We start from the raw sequence: 26997 nt of genomic DNA on the forward strand, positions 1-26997 counted from the left end.
GGAACTATCGTTTCGCCGTCGATCTCTACCGCTCTGCCTGCCGGGCAAACACTTAAAACCATCAGGAAGAAGGGGTTTCGCATGCGCAAACTGTGCGTCTTGGCGGCCGTTGCCGCTGTTTCTCTGGGGCAGGCGGTGGTTGTGCAGGCCGCTGACATTTCGTTTTCGGTGGGGCAGACCGGGGACTCGACCTGGGTCTATCGGCTGGGTCTGCAGTCGAACTGGGACGCCAGCTGGTGGCAAACCGGGGTAGGGCGCCTGACCGGCTACTGGGATGGCGCCTACAGCTATTGGCAGGGTGACAAGACCGCCAGCAACCACAGCCTGTCGTTCGCGCCGGTGTTCGTCTATGAGTTCGCGGGCGAATCGGTCAAGCCCTACATCGAGGCGGGGATTGGGGTAGCGGCGTTCTCCAGCACCGAGCTGGAAGACAACCAGTTGGGCTCGTCATTCCAGTTCGAGGACCGGATCGGCTTTGGCCTGCGCTTCGCGGGCGGGCATGAGGTGGGGATTCGCGCTACCCACTATTCCAATGCCGGGCTCAAGCAGCCCAACGACGGGGTGGAAAGCTACGCCCTGCATTACCGCATGCCGTTGTAGGGCCGGCTAATAGTCCTGGGGCCGCTGCGCGCCCCTATCGCGACACAAGGCCGCTTCTACAGGGGAACGCGATCTCCTGTAGGAGCGGCCTTGTGTCGCGATAGGGCTGCGCAGCAGCCCCAGCATGCTCAAGCCAGGAATAGCTTGTTCAGCCTGGCAACGGCCAAAGGCTGTTAAGGCTCAGCGCTTCGAGCACCAGCTCAGGTTGGCGCTGTTCCAAGCGTGCCAGCAATTCGCTGGCGGCGGTCTCTGGCGTCCAGTCCTCCGGGATGGCCTGAGCCAGGGTAACCGGGCTTTTCAACGACTGTGGCGCGACGACCGTCAGGTCCACGCCAAACCGCTTCAGGGTTGCGCGATGGTCACGCAGCCACCTTGGCAAACTGTTGAGGCCGCTGGACGGTTGGTTCGGCTCGAACAGCTGCGACGCCGAATAGCGGTTCAGGATCACCAGCACCTGCGGTTTGTCACCCTTGGCCAGCAACGGCAGTGCCGCCGCCAGGCAATGCTCGGCAGCGCGCAGGTTGCTGGCGACGATCATCTCGAACAGGTCGGCGCCCGCCACGTCGTCAGGCAGGTAGTCGCAACTCCCGGCGTTGATGATCAAGGTGTCGAGCGCAGCCCATCGCGCCTGCAGTTGCTGGCTGGCGGTATCGGCCTGGCCTGCCTCCTGCAACTGGCCGGGAAGGCAAAGCACCTGTTCGCTCAACGCCTCGAGCTGATCGCAATCCCTGCTGCTGGCGGCGACCCGTTGTCCCAGGTCGAGCAAGCGTTCCACCAGGGCCAGACCAAGTCCGTTGGTCGCCCCCGTTACCCAGAAACTGCGCGTAGTACTCAAATTGTTGCCCTCTGATCCTGCCAGGTGGACAAACCCTTGAAGGCGTCCAATGCACGCTGGCGACTGCTTTCGAGATCGACTATCGGACTGGTGTAATAATTTGTAGCAAATAGATCGCCGGATTTCACCGGCAAATGAATGTATTTATCATCCATCTGCCGCAGCTCTGGCAACCAGTGACGTATGAATACGCCCTTCGAATCGAAGCGTTGCGACTGAGTGACCGGGTTGAAGATGCGAAAGTATGGCACTGCGTCCGTGCCCGTCGAGGCACTCCACTGCCAGCCGCCGTTGTTGGCGGCCAGGTCGCCGTCGATCAGGTGGCGCATGAAATGCCGCTCCCCCTCGCGCCAGTCGATCAGCAGGTTCTTGCTGAGGAACATGGCCACGATCATGCGCAGGCGGTTGTGCATCCAGCCGGTGTGCAGCAACTGGCGCATGGCGGCATCGATGATCGGGAAACCCGTACGGCCCTCTTTCCAGGCTTGCAGGTCTTCAGGTGCGTTGCGCCAGGGCAGGGCTTCGGTGTGGGCGCGGAAGGCGCGGTGCCGGGACACCTGTGGATAACCCACCAGGATGTGTTTGTAGAACTCCCGCCAGAGCAGTTCGTTGACCCAGGTCTGCACGCCGGCATTGCCGCTGTCGAACTCGCCCTGGTTGCTGGCCAGGGCGGCATGCAGGCACTGGCGCGGCGAGATCACCCCGGCGGCCAGGTAGGGTGAAAGCTGGCTGGTGCCGGCCTTGGCGGGCAGGTCGCGCTGCTGTGGGTAGTCTTCGACACTTTCGTCGAGAAAGCGCGCCAGGCGCCGGTGCGCCTCGTCCTCGCCGGCCGGCCAGTGTTCGCGCAGGGCAGCGGATGTGCCGTCGAAGCCTTCGATGTGCGCGGGGATGGGGTCGCTGGCGATGTCCAGGGCGTGCTGGCGCTGAACACGCGGGGCGCGGGCGGGCAGGCTGCGGTGCAGGTGCTCCAGGCAAACCCGTTTGAACTGGCTGAACACCTGGAAGTACTGGCCGCTGCGGGTGAGCACGCTGCCGGGCTTGAACAGCAACTGGTCGAGATGGCCATACGCGCCGATCCCGGCCTGTTCCAGCAGCCGTGCGGTGGCCTGGTCGCGGCGGGCTTCGTTGACGCCGTACTCGTCGTTCCAGTGCACGGCCTCGATATTGTGCTGGCGGCACACCTCGAGCAGCGCTTCAGGCACCTCGGCCCAGCTGTCGGTATGGCGGATCAGCAGGGGGATGTTCAGGGCTTGCAGCGACTGGCACAGCCGGCGCAGGTTGCGCAGCCAGAAGTCGACCTTGCAGGCGGCGTCGTCGTGGCTTTGCCACTGCCCGGGGCTGGCGATCCACAGGGCCACGGTGGGGCCGCGCTGGCAGGCGGCCGAGAGAGCGGAGTTGTCGTCGATGCGCAGGTCGCTGCGCAGCCAGATCAATTGCATGGGTTTAGCGGCCTGTTGAGTGTTGAAGGCGGTGCAAGGCGGCCTGTGGGCTGTCGAACAGCTGCAGGTCGGGCAGGCCCAGGGCGTGCAGTTCGGCCTGATGCAGGCTGATGCTGTGGCCGCCCAGGAGTTTTGCGGTGTTCAGGTCCTGCAGAGTGCGGTCGAGGGCGGCGAGGTCCGGGCGCCGGCCGAGGTAAAGCAGCAGCGCACGTGGCTGCAGCAGCTTGACGGCCTGGCGCAATTGGCGGGGCTCCACGGGCCATTCGAGAATCTCCAGCGGCTGGCCACTGCTGCTGAGCAGCCAGGCGCAGAGCCAGAATTCGGCATCGAAGGGGGTGTCGTCGGTGCGTGCGAGCAGTACGCAAGCCCCCGTCAGGGAATGGTTGTCGTGGTACACCCTGGCGCCCAGCTTGCTGCGCAGCCAGGTATTGAAGAAGGCTTGTTCCAACCCGGCGTCGAAGTGCGTTTGCCAGCGCAGGGCGAGTGCGTCGAGCAGCGGCAACAGCAGGCGTTCGCACACCGTGACGGCCGGATACAGGGCCATGGCCTGATTCAACAGTTGGTCGAGTGGGCGTTGCGCCAGATGGGCGATGGCCTCGATCAGTTGCTCGATGCGCTCACCCCACTCGCCCTCGACCGGGGTGCTGGCATCCGCTGCGTTGTCCAGCAGGGCGCGCACCTGGCTGACCGCCGCGCCGCGTTCGAGCCAGCGCAGCACCGCCTGCACGCGCTGAACCTGCTCCTGTGGATAAAGGCGATGGCCCTTGGCTGTGCGTTGCGGCTTGATCAACCCGTAACGACGCTCCCAGGCGCGCAGGGTGACCGGGTTGACGCCGGTCAGCCGAGCGACTTCACCAATGGGCAGCAGGGCTTCAGATGGCATTGCGCAGCCCGAGGCGTTCAGGGTGGGGTTGCAGGTAGGCCTGTTGCAACAGGTAGGGGTCGGGGTGGCAACGCAGGTGGTGCTTGAGCAGGGTCAAGGGCACCACCAGCGGTACCACGCCTTGCTGGTACTGGCCGATGATCTGCTGCAGCTCGACCTTGTCGGCCTGGTCGAGGTCGTTGCGCAGGTAACCGCTCAGATGCTGCAGCACGTTGCCATGGGTGCCGCGGCTGGCGCAGCGGCGCAGGGCCTGCATCAGCTGGCTGAAATAAGCGGGGCCGAACTGCTCCGGGTCGTGGTCGCGGGTCATGCTGCCGAGCAGCTTGCCCAGGCTTCGATAGGCCTGCGGGTTATGGGCCATCAACAGGTACTTGTAGCGTGCGTGGAAGCGGATCAGCGCGCCACGGCTGAGGCCGCCCTGCAGCACCTGCTGCCAGTCGGCGTAGGCATATACGCGGCTGATGAAGTTCTCCCGCAGCACCGGGTCGTGCAGGCGGCCTTCTTCTTCGACCGGCAGGTCCGGGCGGGCGGCGCAGAAGGCGGCGGCGTAGGCGCCACGCCCGCCCTGGCTGGCCGGGTGGCCGTTCTCCTGGTACACCTTGACCCGCTCAAGCCCGCAGGAGGGCGACTTCTGCATGAAGATGTAGCCGCAGATGTCATCGAGTTCGCTGGCCATCTGTTGGCCGTAGGCGCGCAGCGGGCCGGAAAAATCAGTGCTGCTGTCGCGGGTCCCGGTCACGGCGGGGTGCTCCGGGTCGCCGACCAGGCGGATCGGTTCGCGGGGCACGCCCAGGCCGATGGCGACTTCCGGGCACACCGTTACCCATTCGAAGTGCTCTTCGAGCAGTTCATGGCACAGGTCGGAATGCTTGTGCCCGGCGTTATAGCGCACGTTGAGGCCGGTGAGGCAGGCGCTGATGGCCAGGCGTGGCTTGCCGCTCGGGGAGGGAAGTTTCATGGCGTGCTCCGGAATTACTTGTACAGGCAGCAGGGTTTGTACAAGGCAATTCCAGCACATTTGAAAACTTATACAAGAATTATTTCTTGTATAGATTTTGTGTTCGGCTACTCCAGGTGTTCCAACAGCCGCCGGGCCGCCTCCTGGCCGCTGAGCCATGCGCCTTCGACACGCCCGGACAGGCACCAGTCGCCACAGGCATACAGGCCCAGGTCGGCATCGGCCAGGGCGCCCCATTCATGGTTCACGGCGGGCCGGGCATACAGCCAGCGGTGGGCGAGGGCGAAGGTCGGCGCAGGTACCACGCAACCGACCAGCTCGGCGAATTCGCCCCACAGCTGTTCGATCACGTCTTCCTTGGCCAGGTCGATATGCTGCTTGCTCCAGCTGGAGGTGGCATGCAGCACCCAGGTGTCGAGATGCGCGTCACGCCCGGGCTTGCTGCGGTTGCGTGCCAGCCAGTCGAGCGGGTTGTCTTGCACGAAGCAGCCTTGCATGGGGGTATCGAGCGGGGTTTCGAAGCCAAGGGCGATCGCCCAGGTCGGCTCCATCTGTACACCTGCGGCGACCGCGGCAAGCTTTGGTGTGGCGGTCAGCAGTTGCGTTGCCTGAGGCGCCGGCACGGCGATGACGACCCGGCTGAACGGGCCGTGGCTGCAGCCATCGGTGTCCTGCAGGTGCCAGTAGTGCTTGCCGCGGAACACCTCGGCGATGCGGCAGCCGAAGTTGACCGTGACGTCCTTGAGCAAGCCGCGGGTGATGGCGCTCATGCGCGGTACGCCGACCCAGCGGGTCTGTTCGTCAGGGGAGGGGGTAAGTTCGCCATCGCGGTAGTTGTACAGCTGTGGCTTCCACTGTTCGGCCCAGCCGCTGGCTACCCAGTGTTGCACCTGCTCGACGAAGCGCCGGTCGCGGGCGGTGAAGTACTGGGCGCCGAGGTCGAGCGCACCGGCCTCGCTGCGCTTGCTGGCCATGCGCCCGCCGCTGCCGTGGCCTTTGTCGAACAGATGGACGGTGTGCCCGGCTTTCTGCAAGGCCTGGGCGGCGGACAAACCGGCAATGCCGGCACCGATGATGGCGATAGGTACTGTCATGATGGCCTCTTCGAACCTCGCTGTTCGCAGCCTACGCTGCCAGGCAAACCTGTACAATACGCAATGTTTGTATAAGGTTATTCCGCTCGATAGGGCAGCTTGGCCTATGTTTATCCGAGAGCGTTCGGTCAAAAAAGTGCCTTGATCTTAAAAATAGACCACGGCCGCCAACTCTGAGGACACAGTCATGCATATATTGCTGACCGGCGGTACCGGCCTCATCGGCCTGCACCTTTGCCAGCTGTGGCGAGGTCAGGGTCACCGCCTGACCGTGTGGAGCCGTACCCCCGCGCAGGTGCCCAAACGCTGCGGCAGCGACGTGCGGGGAGTCGCGCGGCTGGAGGACATTGCCGCGGATGATGCCGTGGACGCGGTGATCAACCTGGCCGGCGCGCCGATCGCCGACCGGCCCTGGACGGCCGGGCGACGCAGCCTGCTCTGGGCCAGCCGGGTCACCCTCACCGAGCAGTTGCTGGCCTGGCTCGAGAGCCGCGAGCAACGCCCCGAGGTGCTGATATCCGGCTCTGCCGTGGGTTGGTATGGCGACGGTGGCGAGCGTGAGCTGACCGAGGCGTCTGCGCCGGTGCGGGAGGATTTTGCCAGCCAGTTGTGCATCGCCTGGGAAGAGACCGCCATGCGTGCGCAGGCCCTCGGCATTCGCGTGGTACTGGTGCGAACGGGCTTGGTGCTGGCCAGCGATGGCGGCTTTTTGTCGCGCCTGCGCCTGCCGTTCAAGCTGGGGCTGGGCGGGCCGCTGGGCGATGGCCGGCAGTGGATGCCGTGGGTGCATATAGACGACCAGGTCGCCCTGATTGATTTTCTGTTGCAGCACAAGGAGGCCAGCGGTCCTTATAATGCCTGCGCCCCGGAGCCGGTGCGCAACCGCGAGTTCGCCAGGCAACTGGGGCGTGCCCTGCATCGCCCGGCGTTGCTGCCAGTGCCAGCATTGATGCTCAAGGCCGGGCTGGGTGAATTGTCCACATTGCTGCTTGGCGGCCAGCGTGCCCGCCCGGTGCGGCTGCTGGCGGCAGGCTTCACGTTCCGCTTCAACGATCTGCAATCGGCGCTGGGCAACCTGTCCAGCCGCCTCTGACATAGGACGCTGCATGACCGATCACGCTCTGCTGCTGGTCAATCTGGGCTCGCCGGCCTCCACCTCGGTGGCCGACGTGCGCCGTTACCTCAACCAGTTCCTCATGGACCCGTACGTGATCGACCTGCCCTGGCCGGTGCGGCGCCTGCTGGTGTCGCTGATCCTGATCAAGCGCCCCGAGCAGTCGGCCCATGCCTACGCGTCGATCTGGTGGGACGAAGGTTCGCCGTTGGTGGTGCTGACCCGCCGCTTGCAACAGGCAATGACTGCCCATTGGCCCCATGGCCCGGTCGAGATCGCCATGCGCTATGGCCAGCCGGCGTTGCCCGAAGTGCTCGAGCGCCTGGCTGCCCAAGGCGTGCGTAAAGTGACCCTGGCGCCGCTTTATCCACAGTTCGCCGACAGTACCGTGACCACCGTGGTGGAGTTGGCCAGGCAGACCATCGCCGAGCGCAAGCTGCCGTTGCAGACCCGTATCCTGCAGCCGTTCTACGACCACCCCGACTACATCGACGCGCTGGTCGCCAGTGCCCGGCCGCACCTGGAGCAGGGTTACGATCACCTGCTGCTGAGCTTCCATGGCCTGCCCGAGCGCCATCTGAAGAAGCTCGACCCTACCGGCAAGCATGACTTCCAGGCTGCCGATTGCTGCGCCGGTGCCAGCGCCGAGATGCGCGCGGTGTGCTATCGCGGCCAGTGCCTGGCGACCGCCAAGGCCTTTGCGCAGAAGATGGGTATCCCGGATGGCAAGTGGTCGGTGTCGTTCCAGTCGCGCCTGGGGCGCGCCAAGTGGATCGAGCCCTACACCGAAACGCGCCTGGATGAGCTGGGCAAGGCGGGGGTGCAGAAGCTTTTGGTGATGTGCCCGGCGTTCGTCGCTGACTGCATCGAGACGCTGGAAGAGATCGGCGATCGGGGCAAGGAGCAGTTCATCGAGGCGGGCGGCAAGGAGCTGGTGCTGGTGCCGTGCCTGAATGATCACCCGGAGTGGGTGAGGGTGTTGGCGGGGATGTGCGAGAAGGCTTGAGGCCTGGGCCAGCTTCTTCGCGGGTAAACCCGCTCCCACAGGTTCGGTGAGCATCCTGTGGGAGCGGGTTTACCCGCGAATAGGCCAGATCAGGCTAGCGCCGGATCAAGGCAGCTGATCATCCAGCTTCTTGTGTTTCCAGCCATCGTTGCCCGGCAGGATCAGGTTCAGGGCAATGGCCACGATGGCGCACAGGGCAATGCCCTTCAGGCCCCAGTCGTCCGGGCCGTCGCCGCTGCCGATCAGCACGCCGCCGATGCCGAACACCAGGGTCACCGACACGATCACCAGGTTGCGCGCTTCGGCCAGGTCGATCTTGTGGCGGATCATGGTGTTCATGCCCACCGCTGCGATCGAGCCGAACAGCAGGCAGAGGATGCCACCCATCACCGGTACCGGGATGCTCTGCAGCAGCGCGCCGAACTTGCCGATGAAGGCCAGGGTGATGGCGAACAGCGCCGCCCAGGTCATGATCTTCGGGTTGTAGTTCTTGGTCAGCATCACCGCGCCGGTCACTTCGGCGTAGGTGGTGTTGGGCGGGCCACCGAACAGGCCGGCGGCGGTGGTCGCCAGACCGTCACCCAGCAAGGTGCGGTGCAGGCCGGGCTTCTTCAGGTAGTCGCGGCCGGTCACGCTGCCGACTGCGATCACCCCGCCGATGTGCTCGATCGCCGGTGCCAGGGCGACCGGAACGATGAACAGGATGGCCTGCCAGTTGAAGGCCGGGGCGGTGAAGTTCGGCAGCTCCAGCCAAGGGGCCGCGGCGATCTTGGCGGTGTCGACCACGCCAAAGGCGAACGACAGGGCAAAGCCCACCAGCACGCCGGAAATGATCGGTACCAGGCGGAAGATGCCCTTGCCGAACACCGCCACGATCAGCGTGGTCAGCAGCGCCGGCATGGAGATCATCATCGCGGTCTTGTACGGCATCAGCGCAGCGCCATCACCGCCCTTGCCCATGGCCATGTTGGCGGCGATCGGCGCCATGGCCAGGCCGATGGAGATGATCACCGGGCCGATGACCACCGGCGGCAGCATGCGGTCGATGAAGCCGGTGCCCTTGACCTTCACCATCAGGCCCATGAAGGTGTAGACGAAGCCTGCAGCCATCACGCCGCCCATGGTCTCGGCCAGGCCGAACTGGCCCTTGGCGAGGATGATCGGGGTAATGAAGGCAAAGCTCGACGCCAGGAACACCGGGACCTGGCGGCCGGTCACCAGCTGGAACAGCAAGGTGCCGATGCCGGCGGTGAACAGCGCGACGTTGGGATCGAGGCCGGTGATCAGCGGCATCAGCACCAGCGCGCCGAATGCCACGAAGAGCATCTGCGCGCCCGAGACGACCTGGCGCCAGAGCGGGTCGTTGAAGCCGTCCTGCATGATCAGGCGTCCTTCTGCTTGGTGCCGAAGATCTTGTCACCGGCATCGCCAAGGCCTGGGACGATGTAGCCGTGTTCGTTCAGGCGCTGGTCGATCGAGGCGGTGTAGATCTTCACGTCCGGGTGGGCTTTCTCCACCACTTCGATACCTTCAGGTGCCGCGACCAGCACCATGGCGCGGATCTCTTTGCAGCCGGCTTTCTTCAGCAGGTCGATGGTGGCGACCATCGAGCCGCCGGTGGCCAGCATCGGGTCGATGATCAGGGCCAGGCGCTGGTTGATGTCTGGTGCGAGCTTTTCAAGGTAGGTGTGCGCTTCGAGGGTTTCCTCGTTGCGGGCAACGCCCACCGCACTGACCTTGGCGCCGGGGATCAGGCTGAGCACGCCGTCGAGCATGCCGATGCCGGCACGCAGGATCGGCACGACGGTGATCTTCTTGCCGGCGATTTTCTCGACCTGCACCTTGCCGCACCAGCCGTCGATCTCGTAGGTCTCGAGGGGCAGGTCCTGGGTGGCTTCATAGGTCAACAGCGCGCCGACTTCCTGGGCGAGTTCGCGAAAATTCTTGGTGCTGATATCGGCGCGGCGCATGAGGCCGAGCTTATGGCGGATCAGCGGATGGCGGATCTCACGAGTAGGCATAGGGGGGGCTCCGGAAGGCGGGCAAAAAAACCGCGCTAGATTAATCTATTCAGTCCTGACTGTCGTGCGGTCATTGTGCACGTTAGTCCATAAAGGCTTGATCTGGGACGAGCGGATGCGTACCTTTGCCCGCTTTTCCAAAACGCACCCCCTGGAGAGCGCCATGTCCGCCGATCTCGAGCATATCCGTCAAGTGATGCACGAGGCTGATTGCCTGTACAACGAAGCCGAGGTCGAGGCCGCCATCGCCGAGGTCGGCAAACAGATCTGCCAGGACCTGCACGACAAGAACCCGGTGGTTTTCTGCGTGATGAACGGTGGCCTGATCTTCGCCGGCAAGCTGCTCACCCACCTGCAGTTCCCGTTGGAAGCTTCGTACCTGCACGCCACCCGCTACCGCAACCAGACCAGCGGCGGTGAGCTGTTCTGGAAGGCCAAGCCCGAAGTGTCGTTCATCGACCGCGACGTGCTGATCGTCGACGACATCCTCGACGAGGGCCACACCCTCAGCGCCATCATCGAGTTCTGCAAGCACGCCGGCGCCCGCTCGGTGCACACCGCCGTGCTGATCGACAAGGATCACGACCGCAAGGCCAGCCCGGACCTGAAAGCCAACTACGTCGGCCTGCCGTGCGTCGACCGCTATATCTTCGGCTATGGCATGGATTACAAAGGCTACTGGCGCAACGCCAACGGCATCTTCGCCGTCAAGGGCCTGTAATCATGCGCCAGCCCGCGTTTATCGATCAGGCGTTGTTCACCGGGCTGGCAGCACAGTCGGCGGCCAACCCGCGTGGCCGCCAGCACCACAACTTCCATGACATGGAAGAGCCTTGCCACCGCATGGCCATCGGCCTGCAGCCGGATACCTACATTCCGCCGCACCGGCACCTGAGCGCCGACAAGGCCGAGGCGTTGGTCGTGCTCAAAGGGCGGATCGGCCTGTTGATCTTCGACGAGCAGGGTACGGTCACCGACAAACGCGTGATGGAGGCGGGCGGCGACTGCCTGGGTGTCGATCTGGCGCCGGGCACCTACCACGGGTTGGTGGTGCTGCAGGCCGACAGCATGCTGTTCGAGTGCAAGGCCGGCCCTTACCGCCCGGTGGGCGAGGGCGAGCTTGCCCACTGGGCGCCGCGTGAAGGCGAGGCCGGTGTGGCCGAGTACCAGGCCTGGATGCGCGCGCAGTTCGACTGAGCGCCCAGGCGGCCTCGCGGAGCAGGCCGCTACAGCCGAACAGTCCATGCTAGAGTGCCCCTTCATGCCAAGGAGCCTCACATGCGTGCGTTCGTCCCTCTGCTGTTGGCGGTGAGCCTGCCGCTTTCTGCTGCCCCGTTGCACAGTCAGTTCCTGCCCCCCGACGACCTCGCCCTGCGCCAGGAAGCACCGACCAGCCAGCAGCTGCTGCAAGTCACCGACTATTCGGTGGTGGTGGGCACCCAGCGCCAGTCCGACCAGCAACCCATTCCCATCACCTCTTCGTTGCAGATGCGCCTGAAAGGCAAGCCCTTGAGCAAGGGCTCGACCATCGGCGAGGTGCTGATCAACTTCGACGGCGAGGGCGGCAAGAGCCTGAAAAAGCCGGCTTACGACGACAAGCGCCGCACCCTGACCCTCAATTACCCGATGGCCGACTACCGGGTGATCATGGACCTGCTGCGCAACGAGACCCTTTACGTGCAGTTCCTCACTTACGCCAACGGCCATGTCTGGGCCGATCTGCACACGGGAACCGTACGTACGCGTTGAGGCCCGCAGGTACAGGGCGGTACACTGCCGGCCTTCGAAAATGTCCTAGACAGTCCAGTGGGAGTCCTTGATGCGTAAAGACAAGAAACAGGTGATTGGTGACGAAATCAGCGACGAGTACATCAAGAGCTTCCTGCAGTTCGAGCCGGCCGATGGCCTCACTTCGCCGTCGCACCACAAGCTGATCAAAGGCTACCGCGGCCTGCGCATCGACGATTTCGAGCGTTATGTCGGTTTCTTCCTCGAGGCCGGGTACGACCTGGATGGCAAGGACGAGCACGGCAAGACCTTTGTCGAGGTGATTGCCGACCAGCGCAACGCGCCTGAGTACATCGAGATCATCGACAACGCCCGCGGCTGATTGATTGGCCTGTACTGGCCCCCTCGCGGGGCAGGCCCGCTCCCACGCAGCCGACTCAAGGCATCGTGGGAGCGGGCTTGCCCCGCGATAGGGTCGGCACAGGCTGATAGATATCCAGGCACAAAAAAACGCCCCGAGGGGCGTTTTTTCGTTTCAGCCGGTTCAGGCGTAGTGCTTGGCCGGGCTGTCCTGTGCCAGGTCCAGCGCCACATCGTTGTCGGCGCTGATCTTGTGGTACAGCGCAGCGTCGGTCGCCAGGACCTTCTCGCGGGCCGGGAAGATTTCCTTGAGCTTGGCAGCCCAGGCACCCTTCGCCTGCTCGGGGAAGCAGCGCTCGATCAGCTCGAGCATGATCGACACGGTCACCGAAGCGCCCGGCGATGCGCCGAGCAGTGCAGCCAGGCTGCCGTCCGCCGCCGAAACCAGCTCGGTGCCGAACTGCAGCACGCCGCCTTTTTTCGGGTCTTTCTTGATGATCTGCACGCGCTGGCCGGCCACTTCCAGGCGCCAGTCCTCGGCTTTCGCCTCGGGGTAGAAGCGACGCAGGGCTTCCAGGCGTTGCTCCATCGACTGCATCACTTCGCTGACCAGGTACTTGGTCAGGTCCATGTTGTCGCGGGCCACGGCCAGCATCGGGCCGATGTTGCCCATGCGCACCGACAGTGGCAGGTCCATCAGCGAGCCATGCTTGAGGAACTTGGTGGTGAAGCCGGCGTACGGGCCGAACAGCAGCGAGGTGTTGCCATCGACCACGCGGGTATCCAGGTGCGGTACCGACATGGGCGGGGCGCCAACCGCGGCCTGGCTGTAGACTTTGGCCTGGTGCTGCTTGACGATTTCCGGGTTGTCGCAACGCAGCCACTGGCCGCTGACCGGGAAGCCGCCGAAGCCTTTGCTCTCCGGGATGCCGGAGGCCTGCAGCAGGGGCAGTGCGGCACCGCCGGCGCCGAGGAAGACGAAGCGGGCGTCGACTTCACGGCTGCCGCCGCTGTTGACGTCCTTGATGCTCACGGTCCAGCCGTTGCCGTTACGGCGCAGGCCGACGACCTTCTTGCTGTACTTGACCTGGGTGTCCGGGCTGTTGCCCAGCAACTTGAGCAGCTTGTTGGTCAGGGCCCCGAAGTTGACGTCGGTGCCTTTGGCCACGCGGGTCGCGGCGATGCGCTGGTCAGCCGGGCGGCCCGGCATCATCAGCGGCATCCAGTCGTTCATCACGGCCTTGTCTTCGGTGTATTCCATCTCCGAGAAGGCGTGGTGCTGCTTGAGCAGCTCGAAACGCTTCTTGAGGAAGTCGATACCCTTGTCACCCTCGACGTAGCTCAGGTGCGGAACCGGGTTGATGAAAGCGCGCGGCGAGCCGAAGTTGCCCTTCTTGCTCAGGTAGGCCCAGAACTGGCGGGAAACCTCGAACTGGGTGTTGATGTGCACGGCTTTCTTGATGTCGATGCTGCCATCGGCGGCCTGCGGGGTGTAATTCAGCTCGCACAGGCCGGCATGGCCGGTACCGGCGTTGTTCCAGGGGTTGGAACTCTCCGCGGCTCCGGAGTCCATCGCCTCTACGACCTCAAGCTTCAGGGTCGGATCGAGCTCCTTGAGCAGTACGGCCAGGGTGGCACTCATGATGCCCGCGCCTACCAGTACCACATCAACCGATTCGTTCTGCGCCATTTAACGCGTCTCCACAATCTACAGCTACCTAATTGACAGCACAGGATCCCTGGGTTTGCCAGGATCGCCATGTCCGACTCTTCGCAGTTCTTGCAACTTCAGCGGACACCGCCAATCAGTCTTGGGTGTTCAGGTATTGAACGCCGTTTGCCACGGGTGCGGCAATTCGACTTATGGTCAAGTGATCCGTCATGCGTTACGGGCCGGCCTCAGGCTCCCATCCAGGATGAGCGCTTGTGCCGTCTGCGCAGGGCTGTTTGTGAAAGATCTGCTGCTTTTACACATGCCAGACTGTTCATTGCTCGCCACACTCTCGTGAAGTTGTGAAAAACCGTTTTTTCACGCTCTTTTGGAGACGTGAACCTCAAAAGTGGACTGCACGATGGCAACCCGCAGGTTCATGCGCAGCAGAAGGCCGGAAACAGCAGGCACGACAGCCAATGCAAGACCTGAGTGGAAGGCTCTCTGTGGGCGAAGCGTAGAAGGTGCCGGGGTCAGTCGGCGAATGCGGGGCCCGATCAGGAGACGTCCTTATAATCGGGGGCAGATTATAGCGATGTCGCAGGCAGAAAGGTCGGTCTTTATGGGTTTTTATTGCAGCGTTTGTCAGGCCGCGAGGGGGCGACGCTGCCAACGGCTCGTTGCATGGGCGCAAACTCGGGCGCTGGCGGGCAGCGGTTGGCCCAGCCAACCGAGGTGCGCCTCGCTGACCAGCACCCAGCCGGCGGCCGTTGGCGGCTGGCGCGTCTGCTTGAAGCCCAGGCAGATGCCATTGCTGTCGAGGCGGGCGTAGGTGAAGTGGCGCTGACGTTTGAAAAGCAGGGTCCAGAGCGAGGCCATGGCGGTGTGTCCTGTCAGGTCGGGCTGGCGCAAGCATAACGGCGAGGGCATGAAACCATTGTGACAAGCGGGGCAGGGCGATGACTGGCCGATGGCGGGCTGGGTATACTGTGGGCCTTTGCCGCTTTTTCTGGAGAAATGCGCATGTTGCAACGTCTGTTGGTCGGTTTGTTCGCGGTGGCCAGCCTGAGCCTGGCCGGGTGTGCCCACAGCCCGCAACAACTCAGCCCGCAACCCAAGCTCACTCAGCAACTTGCGCCGGTCGGCCATGGCCAGCCGGTGGTGGTCAGGGTGGTTGACGGCCGGGCCTCGCAATCGCTGGGCACCCGTGGGGGCATGTACCCCGAAACCAGCACCATCAGCGTCAGTGGCAATGATGTCGTGCCCAAGCTGCAGGCCCAGGCCGAAGCAGCGGTACGCCTGCTCGGCTTCACCCCGACGCCTAACGCGGGCAACGTGCCGCAACTGACCGTGACCCTGGCCGAACTGAAGTATCAGTCGCCCAAGGACAAGATGTACGTGACCGAGGCCACCATCGGCGCCACTTTCCGCGCGGACGTGTCGAACGCCAACCGCCGCTACAGCGGTCGCTACGGTGCTTCGCTCGACCAGCGCTTCGGCATGGCGCCGAACCAGGAAACCAACACCAAGCTGGTGAGCGATGTGCTCAGCGATGCCCTGACCCGCCTGTTCAAGGACCCGACCATCGGGCAGGTGCTGGGCGAGTAAGCGCTTCGGTGCAATGCAAAAGCCCGCTGCCTGGATGCCAGGCAGCGGGCTTTTTTGTGCGCAGGCTTCGCCGGTGCCCACAGGGCTATGCATAGCCTGAGTAGAGCGCCGGCCCTGTAGGGGCAACTGTCTTGCTCAACTGCTAAAGCTGGCGCGATCCCTGTGGGAGCGGGCTTGCCCCGCTAACACCGGCGAAGCCGGTGCCATGCACCGCGTCGCTTGCTTCGCGGCTAAAGCCGCTCCCACGGGATGTCTCAGGCCGCCAGGACGTGGAAGTCCAGCAAGCTGATGCCGGTCTGCATGTCGACCTCGGGCAGGTCGTCATGGCTGTGTCCGCCCAAGGCGCAATACACCAGCCATTGGCGGTCCTGGACATTGATCGAGAAGCTGTCGATCAGCGCCTGCTGCTCATCGCTCTGGGCAACGAGGTACAGGCGGTCCTGGTTTTCGGCGTGCAGCATGACAAGCTCCGGTACGGTGGAAGGCCGACAGGGTGGCCTGTCCTGATGACGAGCGTGTGACAGATGAAATTAACTGACACTTTGTCGCAAAAAGCGGGAGGGGCAGGTCGGCTTGGGTAGAATGCCGGGCTTTGCCGTCGTGATACCGAGGTCGTGCGATGTCGTTGCAAGTGCTCTGGGGCTTCCTGGCTGCCCATCCGGCCAAGCTGATCAACCTGCTGGCCCTGTTCATAACCTGCCCTGGCGGGCTGCTGCTGCACAGTGCCCGGCGCCGCGCCAGCATGACCCGTGAAAGCCTGGCGGTGGACGAAGGGCTGGTGGATGCCTTCGACCGGCGCGTGCCGCGTTACTACTACATCCTCGGTTTCTCTTGCCTGGCCATGGCGCTGCTGCTGTCGTGGTTCAGCACCTGGGTCTGAACCCTTCAGGCTAATGCCAGTCAGTTAGCGCTTCATCGCACTTATTGAGGCTGCTTTGCAGCCCTTCGCGGGTAAACCCGCTCCCACAGGATTGCGCTAAGCCTCAGACTGGCGCGAAACCTGTGGGAGCGGGTTTACCCGCGAAGGGTCGCGTAGCGACCCCAATTGGCTTGACTGACTGGCATTACCCTTCAGGCGGACAGGGGCTGGCGCTTCACTTGATACTGGTTGCGCACCGGCGTCGCATACTGCTGCACCAGATACGGCTGCTGTTCCACCGGGCATGCGTCCAGGCGTCGCTGCCATTCTTCCTTGGCCTTGGCCAATTCGTCCGCCGGGAACAACTTCTCCGCGGCTGGCACCTCGAGTGCCGCATCCTTCTCGGCCCACATCGCATAGGCCAGGTAGTGCACCGGGAACAACCGGTAGCCACCGAGAATCTGCCGGTCGATGGCTTGCGCCAGCTGCTTGGTGTCTTCGTGGTACTCGGTCACCGGCGGGGCGAAGTTGATGTGCACGCGCCCTTTGTAGCCGGTAATGCCCTGGGCGATGCTGTTGTCGTCCTCGCCCGGGGCCTTCTTGTAGCTGCCGGTGGTGGCGCGGATGTAAAGCTCGCGGGCCTTGGCCTGATCGCACGGGTCGTATTCGTAGCTGATCGACACCGGGATCAGGTTCAGGCTCTGGATCACCGCGCCGAACGGCTCGTCCTTGCGGCTCATGTGGAACATTTTGAGAATGGCCGAATCGGTGCGGTCGTCACCGTCCTTGGCGCGGCCTTCGGCCTGGGCGATCCAGATCGAGGCGCCGTCGTTGCGGATCGAGTGGTTGATGTAGGCCGACAGCAGCTGGTAGGCGGCCAGCTTCTCGCGACGCCCGCTGATCGAGCGGTGCACGATGAAGCTCTTGTTCAGGCGCATCATGTCGCTGACGAACGGCTTCTGCAGCAGGTTGTCGCCGATGGCGATGCGCGGCGTGGGCAGGCCCGCGTGATACACCGCGTAGTTGACGAAGGCCGGGTCCATGACGATGTCGCGGTGGTTGGCCAGGAACAGGTAGGCGGTGCCCGACTTGAGCTGCTCGACGCCGGAATAGGTGACGCCGTCGGTGGCGCGGTCGATGGTGCGGTCGACGTAGTACTCGACCTTGTCCTGCAGCGTCGAGACGCAGGTAACGCCGGCGAACTCTTTACGCAGGCGCCGGGCGATCAGCGGCTTGAGCAGCCAGCCGAAGGCGCCCGCCGCGCGCGGGAAGCGGAAGTGGGTGAGGATATCGAGGAATGCCGGGTCGCTGAGCAGGCGTGCCAGAACGGCAGTGACCTCAGCGTCGTCGTACGGTCGGATGGCATCGAATTCGCCCATCATGCTCTCTTGTTGGAAACGGCTAGGGTAATAAGGTAGGGACGGGGTCGGAAAAACGGCTCGGACACACACAGGCCCTGTAAACAGACCGGCAATTATACGCACAAGTCACTCGGGAGGCCGCGATGCTGGAGACTGCGCTCTACGATTGTCCCTATTGTGGTGAAGAAGTCGAAACGACGGTGGACCTGTCCGGCGGCGATCAGGAGTACATCGAGGACTGCCAGGTGTGCTGCAAGCCTATCCGCTTCGTGCTGCAGGTACATGGCGATGAGTGGATGCTGGATGTCTACGGCGAGAATGACTGATGCAGCGAATCTATGACCCGGAAAGCCTGCTGGAGGCGCAGATGCTGGTTGGCATGCTGGCCAGCGAGGGTATCGAAGTGCACCTGGTCGGGCGCGACCTGATGGGCGGCGTGGGAGAGCTGCCGATGCAGGGCTTGCTCGGCCTGGCAGTGGCCGATGAACAGGCCGGCTACGCGCGGCAGCTGATCGATGCGTACAATGCGGCCCAGCCTCTTGCTGGCGACGAGCCGGAAAGTTATCCGGGAACCCTGATCTGCTAGGTTTTGATTTCGCCCATGTGTGGACGCTACGCCCTGTTTCGCTGGACCCAGGCCTTCGCCGGCCTGCCGGGGTTCCCCCCGGGCCAGCAGCCTCAATGGAACATCTCGCCCGGTGCCTCAGTGCTGGTCCAGCGCCAGCTCGATGGCCAGCTGCAACTGGCCAGTGCCCGCTGGGGGCTCACCCCGGCCTGGTTGACCGACCTCTCCCGTACCCCCGCCCAGGCCCGCGCCGAGACCCTCGCAGAGCAGCCGATGTTCCGTGAAGCGTTCCGCCAGCGGCGCTGCCTGATGCCGGCCAACGGCTTCTACGAGTGGCGCGGCACGGCGCGCAAGCGCCCCTATTGGGTCACCCCGGGCGAGGGTTCGGCGCTGTTCTTTGCCGCGGTCTGGGAGGCGTATCCGGTGCAGGAGCAGGTCTGGCTGAGTTGTGCGGTGATCACCCAGGCGGCCATGAATCAGCGTCGGCCACTGATCCTGGATGAGGCCGAGCAGGCGCTATGGCTCGACCCGGACACACCGTTGCCGCGTTTGCATGAAATCCTCGCCAAGCCGCCCGGCGCCTTGCGCGAGCGGGCGCTGGCGCTGTTCGTCAATGATCCGAAGCTCGATGGGCCGGAGTGCCTGACGCCGGCCTAAAGCCTGGTTGATGCGTAATCCCTGTGGGAGCGGGTTTACCGGAGTGCCGGACCACCGCGAAGCCGGCGGCGCGGTGGATGGCACCGGCTGCGCCGGTGTTCGCGGGCAAGCCCGCTCCCACAGGGACTGCGCCAGATTTTAGATTTGATGCAAGACAGTAGCTCCTACAGGAGCCCCGAGCGCCCTGGGATCACACCCTGAACTGATTGATCAAGCGCCGCTGCTGCTCGGCCAGCTTGGTCAGCTCGGCGCTGGCCTGGCTCGACTCGTCGGCGCCGCCGGCCACTTCGCCGGCCACCTGGCCGATGCTGATCACGTTGCGGTTGATGTCCTCGGCCACCGCGCTCTGCTGCTCGGCGGCGCTGGCGATCTGGGTGTTCATGTCGTTGATCACCGACACCGCCTGGGTGATGCTCTCCAGCGATTGCGCCGCGCGGCTGGCCTGCTGCACGCTGACGTCGGTCTTGCCCTGGCTGTCTTCCATCACCTTGACCACCTCGCGGGTGCCCTGCTGCAGCTGCTGGATCATCTGCTGGATCTCCTGCGTGGCCTGCTGGGTCTTCTGTGCCAGGTTGCGCACTTCGTCGGCGACCACGGCGAAGCCACGGCCCTGTTCGCCGGCGCGGGCGGCCTCGATGGCGGCGTTGAGCGCCAGCAGGTTGGTTTGCTCGGCAATCGCGCGGATCGCCACCAGGATGGCGTTGATGTTCTCGCTGTCGCGGGCCAGGTCCTGCACCACGGTCACGGCCCGGCCGATTTCGCCGGCCAGTGCGCTGATCGAGTGCGAGGTGTCACGCACGATCTCCAGCCCCTGGTTGGCCGCACGATCGGCCTCGCTGGCGGCCTGGGCCGCCTGGGTGGCGTTGCGCGCCACGTCCTGCGCGGTGGCGGTCATTTCCTGCACGGCGGTGGCCACCTGGTCGATCTCCACCATCTGCTTGTGCACGCCCTGGTTGGTGCGGATGGCGATGTCCGCGGTGTGCTCCGACGAATCGCTGACTTTCTGCACCGAGCCGACCACCTGGCTGATCATGGCCTGCAGCTTGGTCAGGAAGGTGTTGAAGCCCTTGGCGATGGCGCCCAGCTCGTCGGCGCGGTCGCTTTGCAGGCGGCGGGTCAGGTCGCCTTCGCCCTGGGCGATGTCGTCGAGCATGGCCACCATCTGGCGCAGTGGGCGGGCGATGCCGTGGGCCAGCAACCAGATCACCAGCAGGCCCAGCGCGGCGATGCCCAGGCCGACCACGGTCATGCCGGCGATGTCGGTGCGGCGTTGTTCGGCCAGATCCTGCTGCAGCTGGTTGACGTCGGCCATCACCGTGCTCAACGGCAGTTCCAGCAACAAGGTCCAGCGCGCATCGGTGTTGGCGACCTTGAACGGCAGGTACAGCTCGATGCGGTCCTTGCTGGCGTCCACTTCATAATGCAGCGCTTCGCCGCTCAGGCTGTTCAGGGTGGCCGCCTCTTCGCTGGCAAGCACCTCGCTTGCCTTTTCGCCGAACTTCGCCGGGTCGCGGGTATAGGCCACCAGGCGGCCGTTGCTCGACACCAGCGCCAGTTCGCCGGCACCGTCGTAGAGCTGGCGGTCGGCGGCGTTGAGCAGGTCCTGGATGAAGTTCACCGATAGGTCGGCACCAGCCATGCCCTGGAACTGGCCGTTGACCATGATCGGTTCGACGAACGAGGCGAGCATGACCATCTTGTCGCCGACCTTGTACGGTGCCGGGTCGATCACGCAGGCTTTTTTCGACTCTTTCGGGCACAGGTAGTACTCGCTGGCGCGCACGCCGGTGGCCAGCACGGTGCGGTCATTGACGTCGGCCAGTTGGTCCTGGCCGAGGCTGCCGTCGCCGTTGCGGAACCACCAGGGCAGGAAGCGGCCGTTGGCGCCATCGATGCCGACCAGCTTGCTGCCGACGTAGCGGGCATCGTCATGGTCGAGGGCGTTGGGCTCCCAGCCCAGGTACGCGCCCAGTACCGTTGGGTTGACCTCTACGGTGCGCTTGAGCTGGTTGATCAGGTGTTCACGGTCGACCCGCATCAGCGGGCTGCCGTCGGCGGCCTGCATGCCAAGCATGGCGTTACTGGTGGCCAGGCTACGGGCAATCGACAGGGGCGCCTCGAGGCCGCGCTGGATCTCGCTGACCTGGGTGCGGGCCAGGGCAGCCAGGCGCTGTTCGATCACGCTCTCGAACTGCTTCTGTGTGCGCTGTTCCACCAGCGCCTGGGTGCGTTGGCCGGAATACACGGCGTAGAGCACCAGTGCCGCGACAATGCTCAGCACGATGGCACCGGCCAGGGCGGCCACGGAAAACTGGATCGACTTGAACTTCATGAAAAGCTCCGCGCGCAAGGAGGTCGTATCCCTGGGTTATCGGCGGGCTAATACCAAAGCATGAGGGTCTGTAAGAAAACTTCCCTGCGGCTCTGGTCGAGGCGGGCATCTGGGCCTAGGATACGCGGCACGTAAATAGGGAGTGTTTTATGCGTAAGTCATTCGTTGTCAGCATGTTGAGCGCCAGCGTCCTGCTGGGCGGCTGCCAGGCGGTCAATACCACCAGCGGCGGCGCCGTGGGCGTCGAGCGCAAGCAGTACATGTTCAGCATGCTCTCGACCGATGAGGTCAACCAGATGTATGCCCAGTCGTACCAGCAGACCCTCGGCGAAGCGTCGAGCAAGGGCGTGCTGGAGAAGGGCAGTGCCGACGCCAAGCGCGTGCAGGCCATCGCCGACCGCCTCATCGCCCAGGCGCCAGTGTTCCGGCCGGATGCCGCACAGTGGAAGTGGGAAGTCAACGTGATCAAGAGCGACGAGCTCAATGCCAACTGCGGCCCGGGCGGCAAGATCATCGTCTACACCGGGCTGATCGATCAGCTCAAGCTCACCGACGCCGAGATCGCCGCGGTCATGGGCCACGAAATTGCCCACGCCCTGCGAGAGCACGGCCGTGAAGCAATGTCCAAGGCCTATGGCGTGGAAATGGCCCGTCAAGGCGCGGGTGCCTTCCTCGGCCTTGGCCAGGACAGCATGGCGTTGGCCGACACCGTGGTGAACTACGCCATGACCCTGCCCAACAGCCGCAACAACGAGAACGAGGCCGACCTGATCGGCCTGGAACTGTCGGCCCGCGCCGGTTACGACCCGAACGCCGCGATCACCCTGTGGAACAAGATGAGCAAGGCCTCCGAAGGTGCGCCGCCTGAGTTCATGAGCACCCACCCGGCCTCCAGCAGCCGGATCGCCTCGCTGCAGGCGGCGATTCCGAAGGTGATGCCGCTGTATCAAGCGGCCAAGAAGTAAAAGCAGCTTCAAGGTTCAAGCTTCAAGCGGCAAGCAAGGGCGTATCTGCTCTTTCTTGCCGCTTGTAGCTTGCCACTTACCGCTGCTTCACCCAATCCAGCCGCTGGTCTTCATCGCCGAATACACCGCGACGATCGCCAGCACCACGAACGCCGCCGCCGCCAGGCGCCGGATCAGTGTCAGTGGCAGCTTCTCGGCCGCGAAGTTACCCGCCAGTACCACCGGCACGTTGGCAATCAGCATGCCCAGGGTGGTACCGATGATCACCATGATCAGGTGCGGATACTGCGCCGCCAGCATGACCGTGGCGACCTGGGTCTTGTCGCCGATCTCCGCCAGGAAGAACGCGATCAGGGTGGTCAGGAACGGCCCGAAACGGCGTGCGCTGCTGCTTTCGTCATCGTCCATCTTGTCCGGTACCAGGGTCCACAGCGCGGTGGCGGTGAAGCTTGCGGCAAGAATCCAGTGCAGCACCGACTCGGTGAAGAAGCTGCTCACCCAGGCACCCACGGCGCCAGCGGCGGCATGGTTGGCCAGGGTCGCCGCGACAATACCGGCGATGATCGGCCAGGGCTTGCGAAAACGCGCCGCGAGGATGAGTGCGAGCAGTTGCGTCTTGTCACCGATTTCGGCGAGCGCAACGATGGCGGTGGGGACCAGCAGAGATTCCAGCATCAGGTTTCCTACGGGGGCGGGTCGACACGGCTATGACACGTACAGCCTCCCCGCCCCGGGTAAGGTGTGCGTGTCATAGGTCTTGTCAAACCCTGGATCCGTCTGCGCGGATCGTGGGTCGTACGCGCCATGGCCTGTGGGCCAAGTGTGTTGACGCGTACCGGGCGAGCAGGGCGCTCGCGGGAGACTACTCCCCTAGGACGGAGCGGATTCTGCCTACACCGCGCACATTCGGCAAGCGCTGTTTTCAGCCACGGGTTGCCCGGTAGATTCGAAAGCCCTGGGCTTCGGCGCGAATCTCGCAGTTGCCGAGTGCGCCTTCGATCAAGGGTTGATAGCGCAGGAAGCTGTTGGCAACCAGGCGTATTTCGCCGCCTTTTCGAAGATGTTCGCCGGATTTTTTCAGCAAGTTCTCCGAGGCCTGGTAATCGGTATGCACCCCCGTGTGGAAGGGCGGGTTGCTCAGGATCAGGTCCAGGTCGGCAGGGGCAGCGTCGATGCCGTCACCGCTGATCACCTCGCCTTCGAGGTTGTTGGCCGCCAGGGTCAGGCGACTGGCGGCTACGGCGAATGCATCCACATCCAGCAGGGTGACCCGGCTTTGCGGGTAACGCCGTTTGACCGCTGCCCCCAGCACCCCGGCGCCGCAACCAAAGTCCAGCACATGGCCGCCCGCCAGGCCATCCAGGTGCTCCAGCAACAGTGCCGTGCCCTTGTCCAGGCGGCCATGGCTGAACACGCCCGGCAGGCTGATGACCTGCAGCGGGCCATCGGCGAGCGGCAGTTCGAAGCGTTCGGCCAGGCTATGCAGTGGTTTGGCTTCAGGGGCGTTGTCGACGGTCACCTGCCACAGCTGGCAGTGCCGCGCGCTGTCAAGCTTGCGCGGCTTGCCAAAGGCCTGCAGCTGCTTCGCCGCACCTTCGATGCCGCCGCGTTTTTCACCTACCAGGTAGAGCACGCGCCCGGCCAGGCGTGATGCCAGCGCGTTGAGCAGATAGGCGGCCAGTTCGCGAGACTTGGGCAGGAACAGTACCGCACTGTCGAAGGCTACCGCAGGCACCTCGACGCCATAGTGGCTGCGCCCGGCGAAGCGGCTCTCAAGCAGCGCCTGATCGCCGGCATGCCAGGTCCAGCCATGGGCCGCCGGCAGTTGGCCAAGCAGGCCATCGGCCTGGGCGCCGGCGATCAACAGCGGGCCCTGGAACAGGTCCGCCTGGCGGAGCAACACTTCACTGCGCGGGTCCATGGACGACGCCTCCTGAAAAAGTGGCGCAGTGTAGCAGAGGCTTCAGTCGATCAGCCGACCACTCGCCGTGGCTGGCCGGCGAAGTAGGCCAGGGCGTTTTCGGCGAGCTGGCCGACGATGCGCTGGCGCGACTCCACCGCGCCCCAGGCGCTGTGCGGGGTGATGATCAGGCGCGGGATGTCGCCAGCCAGCAGGGGATTGCCATTGACGGGTGGCTCTACGCTCAGCACATCGGTGGCCGCACCGCCCAAATGGCCGCTGCGCAGTGTGTCGGCCAGCGCCTGCTCGTCGATCAACCCGCCACGGGCGGTATTGACCACCAGGGCGCCCGGCTTGAGCAGCGCCAGTTCGCGGGCGCCGAGCATGTGGCGGGTCTGTTCGTTGAGCGGGCAATGCAGGGTGAGGGCGTCGACTTGCGGCAGCAACTCTTCCAGCGGCAGGCGATCGGCGCGGGGAGGGCGCCCGGGTATCTGCCCGGTCAGCACGCGCATGCCAAATGCCTCTGCCAGCCGCGCCACCGCGCCACCCAGTTCGCCATGGCCGAGCAGGCCGAGGGTCTTGCCCTCCAGCTCGACGATGGGGAAGTCCAGCAGGCAGAACTGGCTGGCCTTGGCCCACTGGCCGGCTGCCACGGCCTGATTGTAATCGCACAGGCGCGTGGCCAGCGCCAGCAACAGGGCCAGGGTGTGCTGCGCCACCGACGGGGTGCCATAGCCCTGGCAGTTGCACACGGTGATGCCCTGGGCACGAGCGGCGGCCAGATCGACGTTGTTGGTGCCGGTGGCGGCAACCAGGATCAGCTTGAGCTGCGGGTTGGCCGCGAGCGCCTCGGCATCGAGCATGACCTTGTTGCTGATGACCGCGGTGGCGCCCTGCAGGCGTTCGGCAACCTGGTCCGGACGGGTCGCGGCATGCAGTTGCAGTTCGTCGAACTGGGTGTGCAGGGGCGAAAGGTCGAGGTCGCCGAGGTCGAGGGAGTGGTGATCGAGAAACACGGCGCGACGTAGGCTGGGCATGTGGGGCTCCGGTCAGGGCAAAGGTGTTCGGCTATCCGTGGGCGCGGGCTTGCCTCGCGAAGGGGCCTCAGGATGCTGGGCGCAGTGTCTGTTCCGCAGGCGCCGCTCGTCAACGACGACGGCCCCACTCATACCTGTGCCAGCCAAATCATTCCTTCGGCTGATTTGACCGGTGCGTCACCGTTCTACAGTAAGTGCCTGAATTGTCCGGCCCGCTTTCCAGAAAAGGGATACCCATGCTGCAGACACGCATCATCAAGCCCGCCGAGGGCGCTTACCAATACCCACTGCTGATCAAGCGTCTGCTGATGTCGGGCGTGCGCTACGAAAAGACCCGTGAAATCGTCTATCGCGATCAGCTGCGCCTCACCTATCCGCAACTGAGCGAGCGCATCGCGCGCCTGGCCAATGTACTGAGTGCCGCTGGCGTGAAGGCGGGTGATACCGTGGCGGTCATGGATTGGGACAGCCATCGCTATCTGGAATGCATGTTCGCCATCCCGATGATCGGTGCGGTGGTGCACACCATCAACGTGCGCCTGTCCCCCGAGCAGATTCTCTACACCATGAACCACGCCGAAGACCGCTTCGTGCTGGTCAACAGCGATTTCGTCGGCCTTTACCAGGGCATCGCCAGCCAGTTGACCACCGTGGAAGGCACCGTACTGCTGACCGAAGGGGCGGACAAGAGCGCCGACCTGCCCGGCCTTCACGGCGAATACGAGCAACTGCTGGCGGCTGCCAGCCCGCACTACGACTTCCCCGATTTCGACGAAAACTCGGTGGCCACCACGTTCTATACCACTGGCACCACCGGTAACCCCAAGGGCGTGTACTTCACCCACCGCCAACTGGTGCTGCATACCCTGGCCGAGGCCGCGGTGACCGGCAGCATCGACAGCGTGCGGCTGCTGGGCAGCAACGATGTGTACATGCCGATCACCCCGATGTTCCATGTGCACGCCTGGGGTATTCCCTATGCGGCCACCATGCTTGGCATGAAGCAGGTCTACCCCGGGCGCTATGAGCCGGACATGCTGGTCAAGCTGTGGCGCGAGGAAAAGGTCACCTTCTCCCACTGCGTGCCGACCATCCTGCAGATGCTGCTCAACTGCCCGTCCTCCCAGGGTGAGGACTTCGGCGGCTGGAAGATCATCATCGGCGGCAGCGCGCTCAACCGGGCGCTGTATGAGGCGGCCCTGGCCCGGGGCATCCAGCTCACGGCGGCGTATGGCATGTCGGAGACGTGCCCGCTGATCAGCGCCGCGCACCTGAACGATGAGCTGCAGGCCGGCAGCGAGGATGAGCGGGTCACCTACCGCATCAAGGCCGGGGTACCGGTGCCGCTGGTGGAGGCGGCGATCGTCGATGGCGACGGTAACTTCCTCCCCGCCGATGGCGAGTCCCAGGGCGAGCTGGTGCTGCGTGCGCCGTGGCTGACCATGGGCTACTTCAAAGAGCCGGAAAAAAGCGAGGAGCTGTGGCAGGGCGGCTGGCTGCATACCGGTGACGTCGCGACCCTCGATGGCATGGGTTACATCGATATCCGCGATCGCATCAAGGACGTGATCAAGACCGGTGGCGAATGGATCTCGTCGCTCGACCTCGAGGACCTGGTCAGCCGGCATCCTGCGGTGCGCGAGGTGGCGGTGGTCGGCGTGGCCGATCCGCAATGGGGCGAGCGCCCGTTCGCACTGTTGGTGGTGCGCGAAGGGCAAAGCATCGACGCGCGTTCCCTCAAGGAACACCTCAAGCCGTTCGTCGAGCAAGGGCACATCAACAAGTGGGCGATCCCCAGCCAGATCGCCATTGTTACTGAAATTCCCAAGACCAGTGTCGGCAAGCTCGACAAGAAGCGCATCCGCCTGGACATCACGCAGTGGCAGGCCAGCAACAGCACTTTCCTTTCCACGCTCTGACCCTGTGGCGGTCCGTGCCTTTCAAGGCGCGGACCGCATGCTAGAGCGGTCTAAGCCTTGCCAAACATAAAAATTGGGCCATGCTTGAGCACTGCCAGCGCATGG

General features: G+C 64.3%; 29 protein-coding genes, 1 pseudogene and 1 riboswitch. Of the genes and pseudogenes, 14 read left to right on the plus strand and 16 right to left on the minus strand.

The features are described from left to right. Positions 1–81: 81 nt before the first annotated feature. The gene (locus tag RTH46_RS23190; protein WP_153788733.1) at positions 82–600 is read left to right on the plus strand and encodes an acyloxyacyl hydrolase; all 519 of its coding nucleotides are present in this window, start codon (positions 82–84) and stop codon (positions 598–600) included. A 148-nt stretch (positions 601–748) separates the two neighbouring features. Here RTH46_RS23190 and RTH46_RS23195 read toward each other — a convergent pair whose 3' ends face one another. The 5 genes from RTH46_RS23195 to RTH46_RS23215 form a co-directional block, all read right to left on the minus strand. Continuing rightward, positions 749–1435 carry an SDR family NAD(P)-dependent oxidoreductase gene (locus RTH46_RS23195; protein ID WP_153788732.1) on the minus strand — a complete coding sequence of 229 codons (687 nt, stop codon included), beginning with the start codon at positions 1433–1435 and terminating at the stop codon, positions 749–751. Next, positions 1432–2874: a deoxyribodipyrimidine photo-lyase gene (gene phrB / locus RTH46_RS23200; protein WP_316906734.1), complete on the minus strand. Its 1443-nt coding sequence runs from the start codon at positions 2872–2874 to the stop codon at positions 1432–1434. Before phrB ends, RTH46_RS23195 begins: the two co-directional genes overlap by 4 nt. A 4-nt stretch (positions 2875–2878) precedes the next feature. Then, positions 2879–3757 carry a MerR family transcriptional regulator gene (locus RTH46_RS23205; protein WP_316906735.1) on the minus strand — a complete coding sequence of 293 codons (879 nt, stop codon included), beginning with the start codon at positions 3755–3757 and terminating at the stop codon, positions 2879–2881. Continuing rightward, entirely contained in the window at positions 3747–4715 is a 969-nt protein-coding gene (locus tag RTH46_RS23210) for a YbgA family protein (RefSeq protein ID WP_316906736.1), read from the minus strand. Before RTH46_RS23210 ends, RTH46_RS23205 begins: the two co-directional genes overlap by 11 nt. 107 nt (positions 4716–4822) lie before the next feature. Beyond that, positions 4823–5809 carry an NAD(P)/FAD-dependent oxidoreductase gene (locus RTH46_RS23215; RefSeq protein ID WP_279845779.1) on the minus strand — a complete coding sequence of 329 codons (987 nt, stop codon included), beginning with the start codon at positions 5807–5809 and terminating at the stop codon, positions 4823–4825. A gap of 187 nt (positions 5810–5996) precedes the next feature. Here RTH46_RS23215 and RTH46_RS23220 point away from each other — a divergent pair, with 187 nt between their 5' ends. Beyond that, the gene (locus RTH46_RS23220; RefSeq protein WP_316906737.1) at positions 5997–6902 is read left to right on the plus strand and encodes a TIGR01777 family oxidoreductase; all 906 of its coding nucleotides are present in this window, start codon (positions 5997–5999) and stop codon (positions 6900–6902) included. Positions 6903–6915: 13 nt separating this feature from the next. After that, positions 6916–7929, plus strand: a complete 1014-nt coding sequence (hemH, locus tag RTH46_RS23225) for a ferrochelatase (protein ID WP_316906738.1) — start codon at positions 6916–6918, stop codon at positions 7927–7929. 105 nt (positions 7930–8034) lie between these two features. Here hemH and RTH46_RS23230 read toward each other — a convergent pair whose 3' ends face one another. Together RTH46_RS23230 and upp are read right to left on the minus strand one after the other, a co-directional pair. Further along, on the minus strand, positions 8035–9309 hold the full coding sequence (locus RTH46_RS23230; RefSeq protein ID WP_110994784.1) for a uracil-xanthine permease family protein: 1275 nt from the start codon (positions 9307–9309) through the stop codon (positions 8035–8037). A gap of 2 nt (positions 9310–9311) precedes the next feature. Further along, the gene (gene upp, locus RTH46_RS23235; RefSeq protein WP_110994785.1) at positions 9312–9950 is read right to left on the minus strand and encodes a uracil phosphoribosyltransferase; all 639 of its coding nucleotides are present in this window, start codon (positions 9948–9950) and stop codon (positions 9312–9314) included. Positions 9951–10113: 163 nt separating this feature from the next. On the opposite strand from upp, the gene RTH46_RS23240 reads away from it, so the two are divergent. The 4 genes from RTH46_RS23240 (at position 10114) to RTH46_RS23255 (ending at position 12060) form a co-directional block, all read left to right on the plus strand. Further along, complete coding sequence (locus RTH46_RS23240) at positions 10114–10671, plus strand: hypoxanthine-guanine phosphoribosyltransferase (protein WP_153788725.1); 558 nt, start codon at positions 10114–10116, stop codon at positions 10669–10671. Between the two features lie 2 nt (positions 10672–10673). Continuing rightward, positions 10674–11147 carry a WbuC family cupin fold metalloprotein gene (locus RTH46_RS23245; RefSeq protein WP_279845782.1) on the plus strand — a complete coding sequence of 158 codons (474 nt, stop codon included), beginning with the start codon at positions 10674–10676 and terminating at the stop codon, positions 11145–11147. A gap of 81 nt (positions 11148–11228) precedes the next feature. After that, positions 11229–11699, plus strand: a complete 471-nt coding sequence (locus RTH46_RS23250; protein WP_153788723.1) for a hypothetical protein — start codon at positions 11229–11231, stop codon at positions 11697–11699. 70 nt (positions 11700–11769) lie between these two features. Beyond that, positions 11770–12060, plus strand: coding sequence for a PA4642 family protein (locus RTH46_RS23255; RefSeq protein ID WP_110994788.1), 291 nt, complete (start codon positions 11770–11772; stop codon positions 12058–12060). Positions 12061–12222: 162 nt separating this feature from the next. Here RTH46_RS23255 and mqo read toward each other — a convergent pair whose 3' ends face one another. After that, positions 12223–13728, minus strand: a complete 1506-nt coding sequence (mqo, locus tag RTH46_RS23260; protein ID WP_316906739.1) for a malate dehydrogenase (quinone) — start codon at positions 13726–13728, stop codon at positions 12223–12225. 606 nt (positions 13729–14334) lie between these two features. After that, a complete protein-coding gene (locus tag RTH46_RS23265; protein WP_153788721.1) occupies positions 14335–14568 on the minus strand; it encodes a hypothetical protein in 234 nt (77 codons plus the stop codon). A 144-nt stretch (positions 14569–14712) separates the two neighbouring features. Here RTH46_RS23265 and RTH46_RS23270 point away from each other — a divergent pair, with 144 nt between their 5' ends. Next, positions 14713–15297 (plus strand): YajG family lipoprotein, encoded by a 585-nt coding sequence (locus RTH46_RS23270; protein WP_110994791.1) that lies wholly within the window; start codon positions 14713–14715, stop codon positions 15295–15297. Positions 15298–15551: 254 nt separating this feature from the next. Here RTH46_RS23270 and RTH46_RS23275 read toward each other — a convergent pair whose 3' ends face one another. Then, a complete protein-coding gene (locus RTH46_RS23275; RefSeq protein WP_125465519.1) occupies positions 15552–15758 on the minus strand; it encodes a hypothetical protein in 207 nt (68 codons plus the stop codon). A 158-nt stretch (positions 15759–15916) separates the two neighbouring features. On the opposite strand from RTH46_RS23275, the gene RTH46_RS23280 reads away from it, so the two are divergent. Then, complete coding sequence (locus RTH46_RS23280) at positions 15917–16177, plus strand: hypothetical protein (protein WP_110994793.1); 261 nt, start codon at positions 15917–15919, stop codon at positions 16175–16177. Between the two features lie 191 nt (positions 16178–16368). On the opposite strand, the gene RTH46_RS23285 is transcribed toward RTH46_RS23280, so the two are convergent. Continuing rightward, a complete protein-coding gene (locus RTH46_RS23285) occupies positions 16369–17535 on the minus strand; it encodes a 1-acyl-sn-glycerol-3-phosphate acyltransferase (RefSeq protein ID WP_316906740.1) in 1167 nt (388 codons plus the stop codon). A 125-nt stretch (positions 17536–17660) separates the two neighbouring features. Between RTH46_RS23285 and RTH46_RS23290 the strand changes: the two genes are divergently transcribed. From RTH46_RS23290 to RTH46_RS23300, 3 genes are read left to right on the plus strand one after another with little or no spacing between them, the layout of a single operon-like run. Continuing rightward, complete coding sequence (locus RTH46_RS23290) at positions 17661–17843, plus strand: CPXCG motif-containing cysteine-rich protein (RefSeq protein WP_110994795.1); 183 nt, start codon at positions 17661–17663, stop codon at positions 17841–17843. Next, positions 17843–18103 (plus strand): putative signal transducing protein, encoded by a 261-nt coding sequence (locus RTH46_RS23295; RefSeq protein WP_110994796.1) that lies wholly within the window; start codon positions 17843–17845, stop codon positions 18101–18103. Before RTH46_RS23290 ends, RTH46_RS23295 begins: the two co-directional genes overlap by 1 nt. 15 nt (positions 18104–18118) lie before the next feature. Then, positions 18119–18739: an SOS response-associated peptidase gene (locus RTH46_RS23300; RefSeq protein ID WP_153788719.1), complete on the plus strand. Its 621-nt coding sequence runs from the start codon at positions 18119–18121 to the stop codon at positions 18737–18739. 190 nt (positions 18740–18929) lie between these two features. On the opposite strand, the gene RTH46_RS26430 is transcribed toward RTH46_RS23300, so the two are convergent. Beyond that, a complete protein-coding gene (locus RTH46_RS26430) occupies positions 18930–19772 on the minus strand; it encodes a methyl-accepting chemotaxis protein (RefSeq protein WP_410478594.1) in 843 nt (280 codons plus the stop codon). A gap of 12 nt (positions 19773–19784) precedes the next feature. Continuing rightward, positions 19785–21071: pseudogene (locus RTH46_RS26435) on the minus strand (HAMP domain-containing protein); the annotation flags it as partial. A gap of 149 nt (positions 21072–21220) precedes the next feature. Here RTH46_RS26435 and RTH46_RS23310 point away from each other — a divergent pair. Beyond that, the gene (locus tag RTH46_RS23310; protein ID WP_316906742.1) at positions 21221–22036 is read left to right on the plus strand and encodes a M48 family metallopeptidase; all 816 of its coding nucleotides are present in this window, start codon (positions 21221–21223) and stop codon (positions 22034–22036) included. An 87-nt stretch (positions 22037–22123) separates the two neighbouring features. On the opposite strand, the gene RTH46_RS23315 is transcribed toward RTH46_RS23310, so the two are convergent. The 3 genes from RTH46_RS23315 to RTH46_RS23325 form a co-directional block, all read right to left on the minus strand. Next, positions 22124–22708, minus strand: coding sequence for a TMEM165/GDT1 family protein (locus RTH46_RS23315; RefSeq protein ID WP_178125815.1), 585 nt, complete (start codon positions 22706–22708; stop codon positions 22124–22126). Positions 22709–22799: 91 nt separating this feature from the next. Beyond that, a riboswitch (yybP-ykoY riboswitch) is annotated at positions 22800–22919 on the minus strand. 39 nt (positions 22920–22958) lie between these two features. Further along, positions 22959–23957 carry a class I SAM-dependent methyltransferase gene (locus RTH46_RS23320; RefSeq protein WP_316906743.1) on the minus strand — a complete coding sequence of 333 codons (999 nt, stop codon included), beginning with the start codon at positions 23955–23957 and terminating at the stop codon, positions 22959–22961. Between the two features lie 50 nt (positions 23958–24007). Next, entirely contained in the window at positions 24008–24973 is a 966-nt protein-coding gene (locus RTH46_RS23325) for a 2-hydroxyacid dehydrogenase (protein ID WP_316906744.1), read from the minus strand. Positions 24974–25209: 236 nt separating this feature from the next. On the opposite strand from RTH46_RS23325, the gene RTH46_RS23330 reads away from it, so the two are divergent. After that, positions 25210–26892, plus strand: a complete 1683-nt coding sequence (locus tag RTH46_RS23330; protein WP_316906745.1) for a fatty acid--CoA ligase — start codon at positions 25210–25212, stop codon at positions 26890–26892. Positions 26893–26997 lie beyond the last annotated feature (105 nt).

This window comes from Pseudomonas sp. zfem004 (genome assembly GCF_032621715.1).
GTDB classification, from domain to species: Bacteria; Pseudomonadota; Gammaproteobacteria; order Pseudomonadales; family Pseudomonadaceae; genus Aquipseudomonas; species Aquipseudomonas sichuanensis.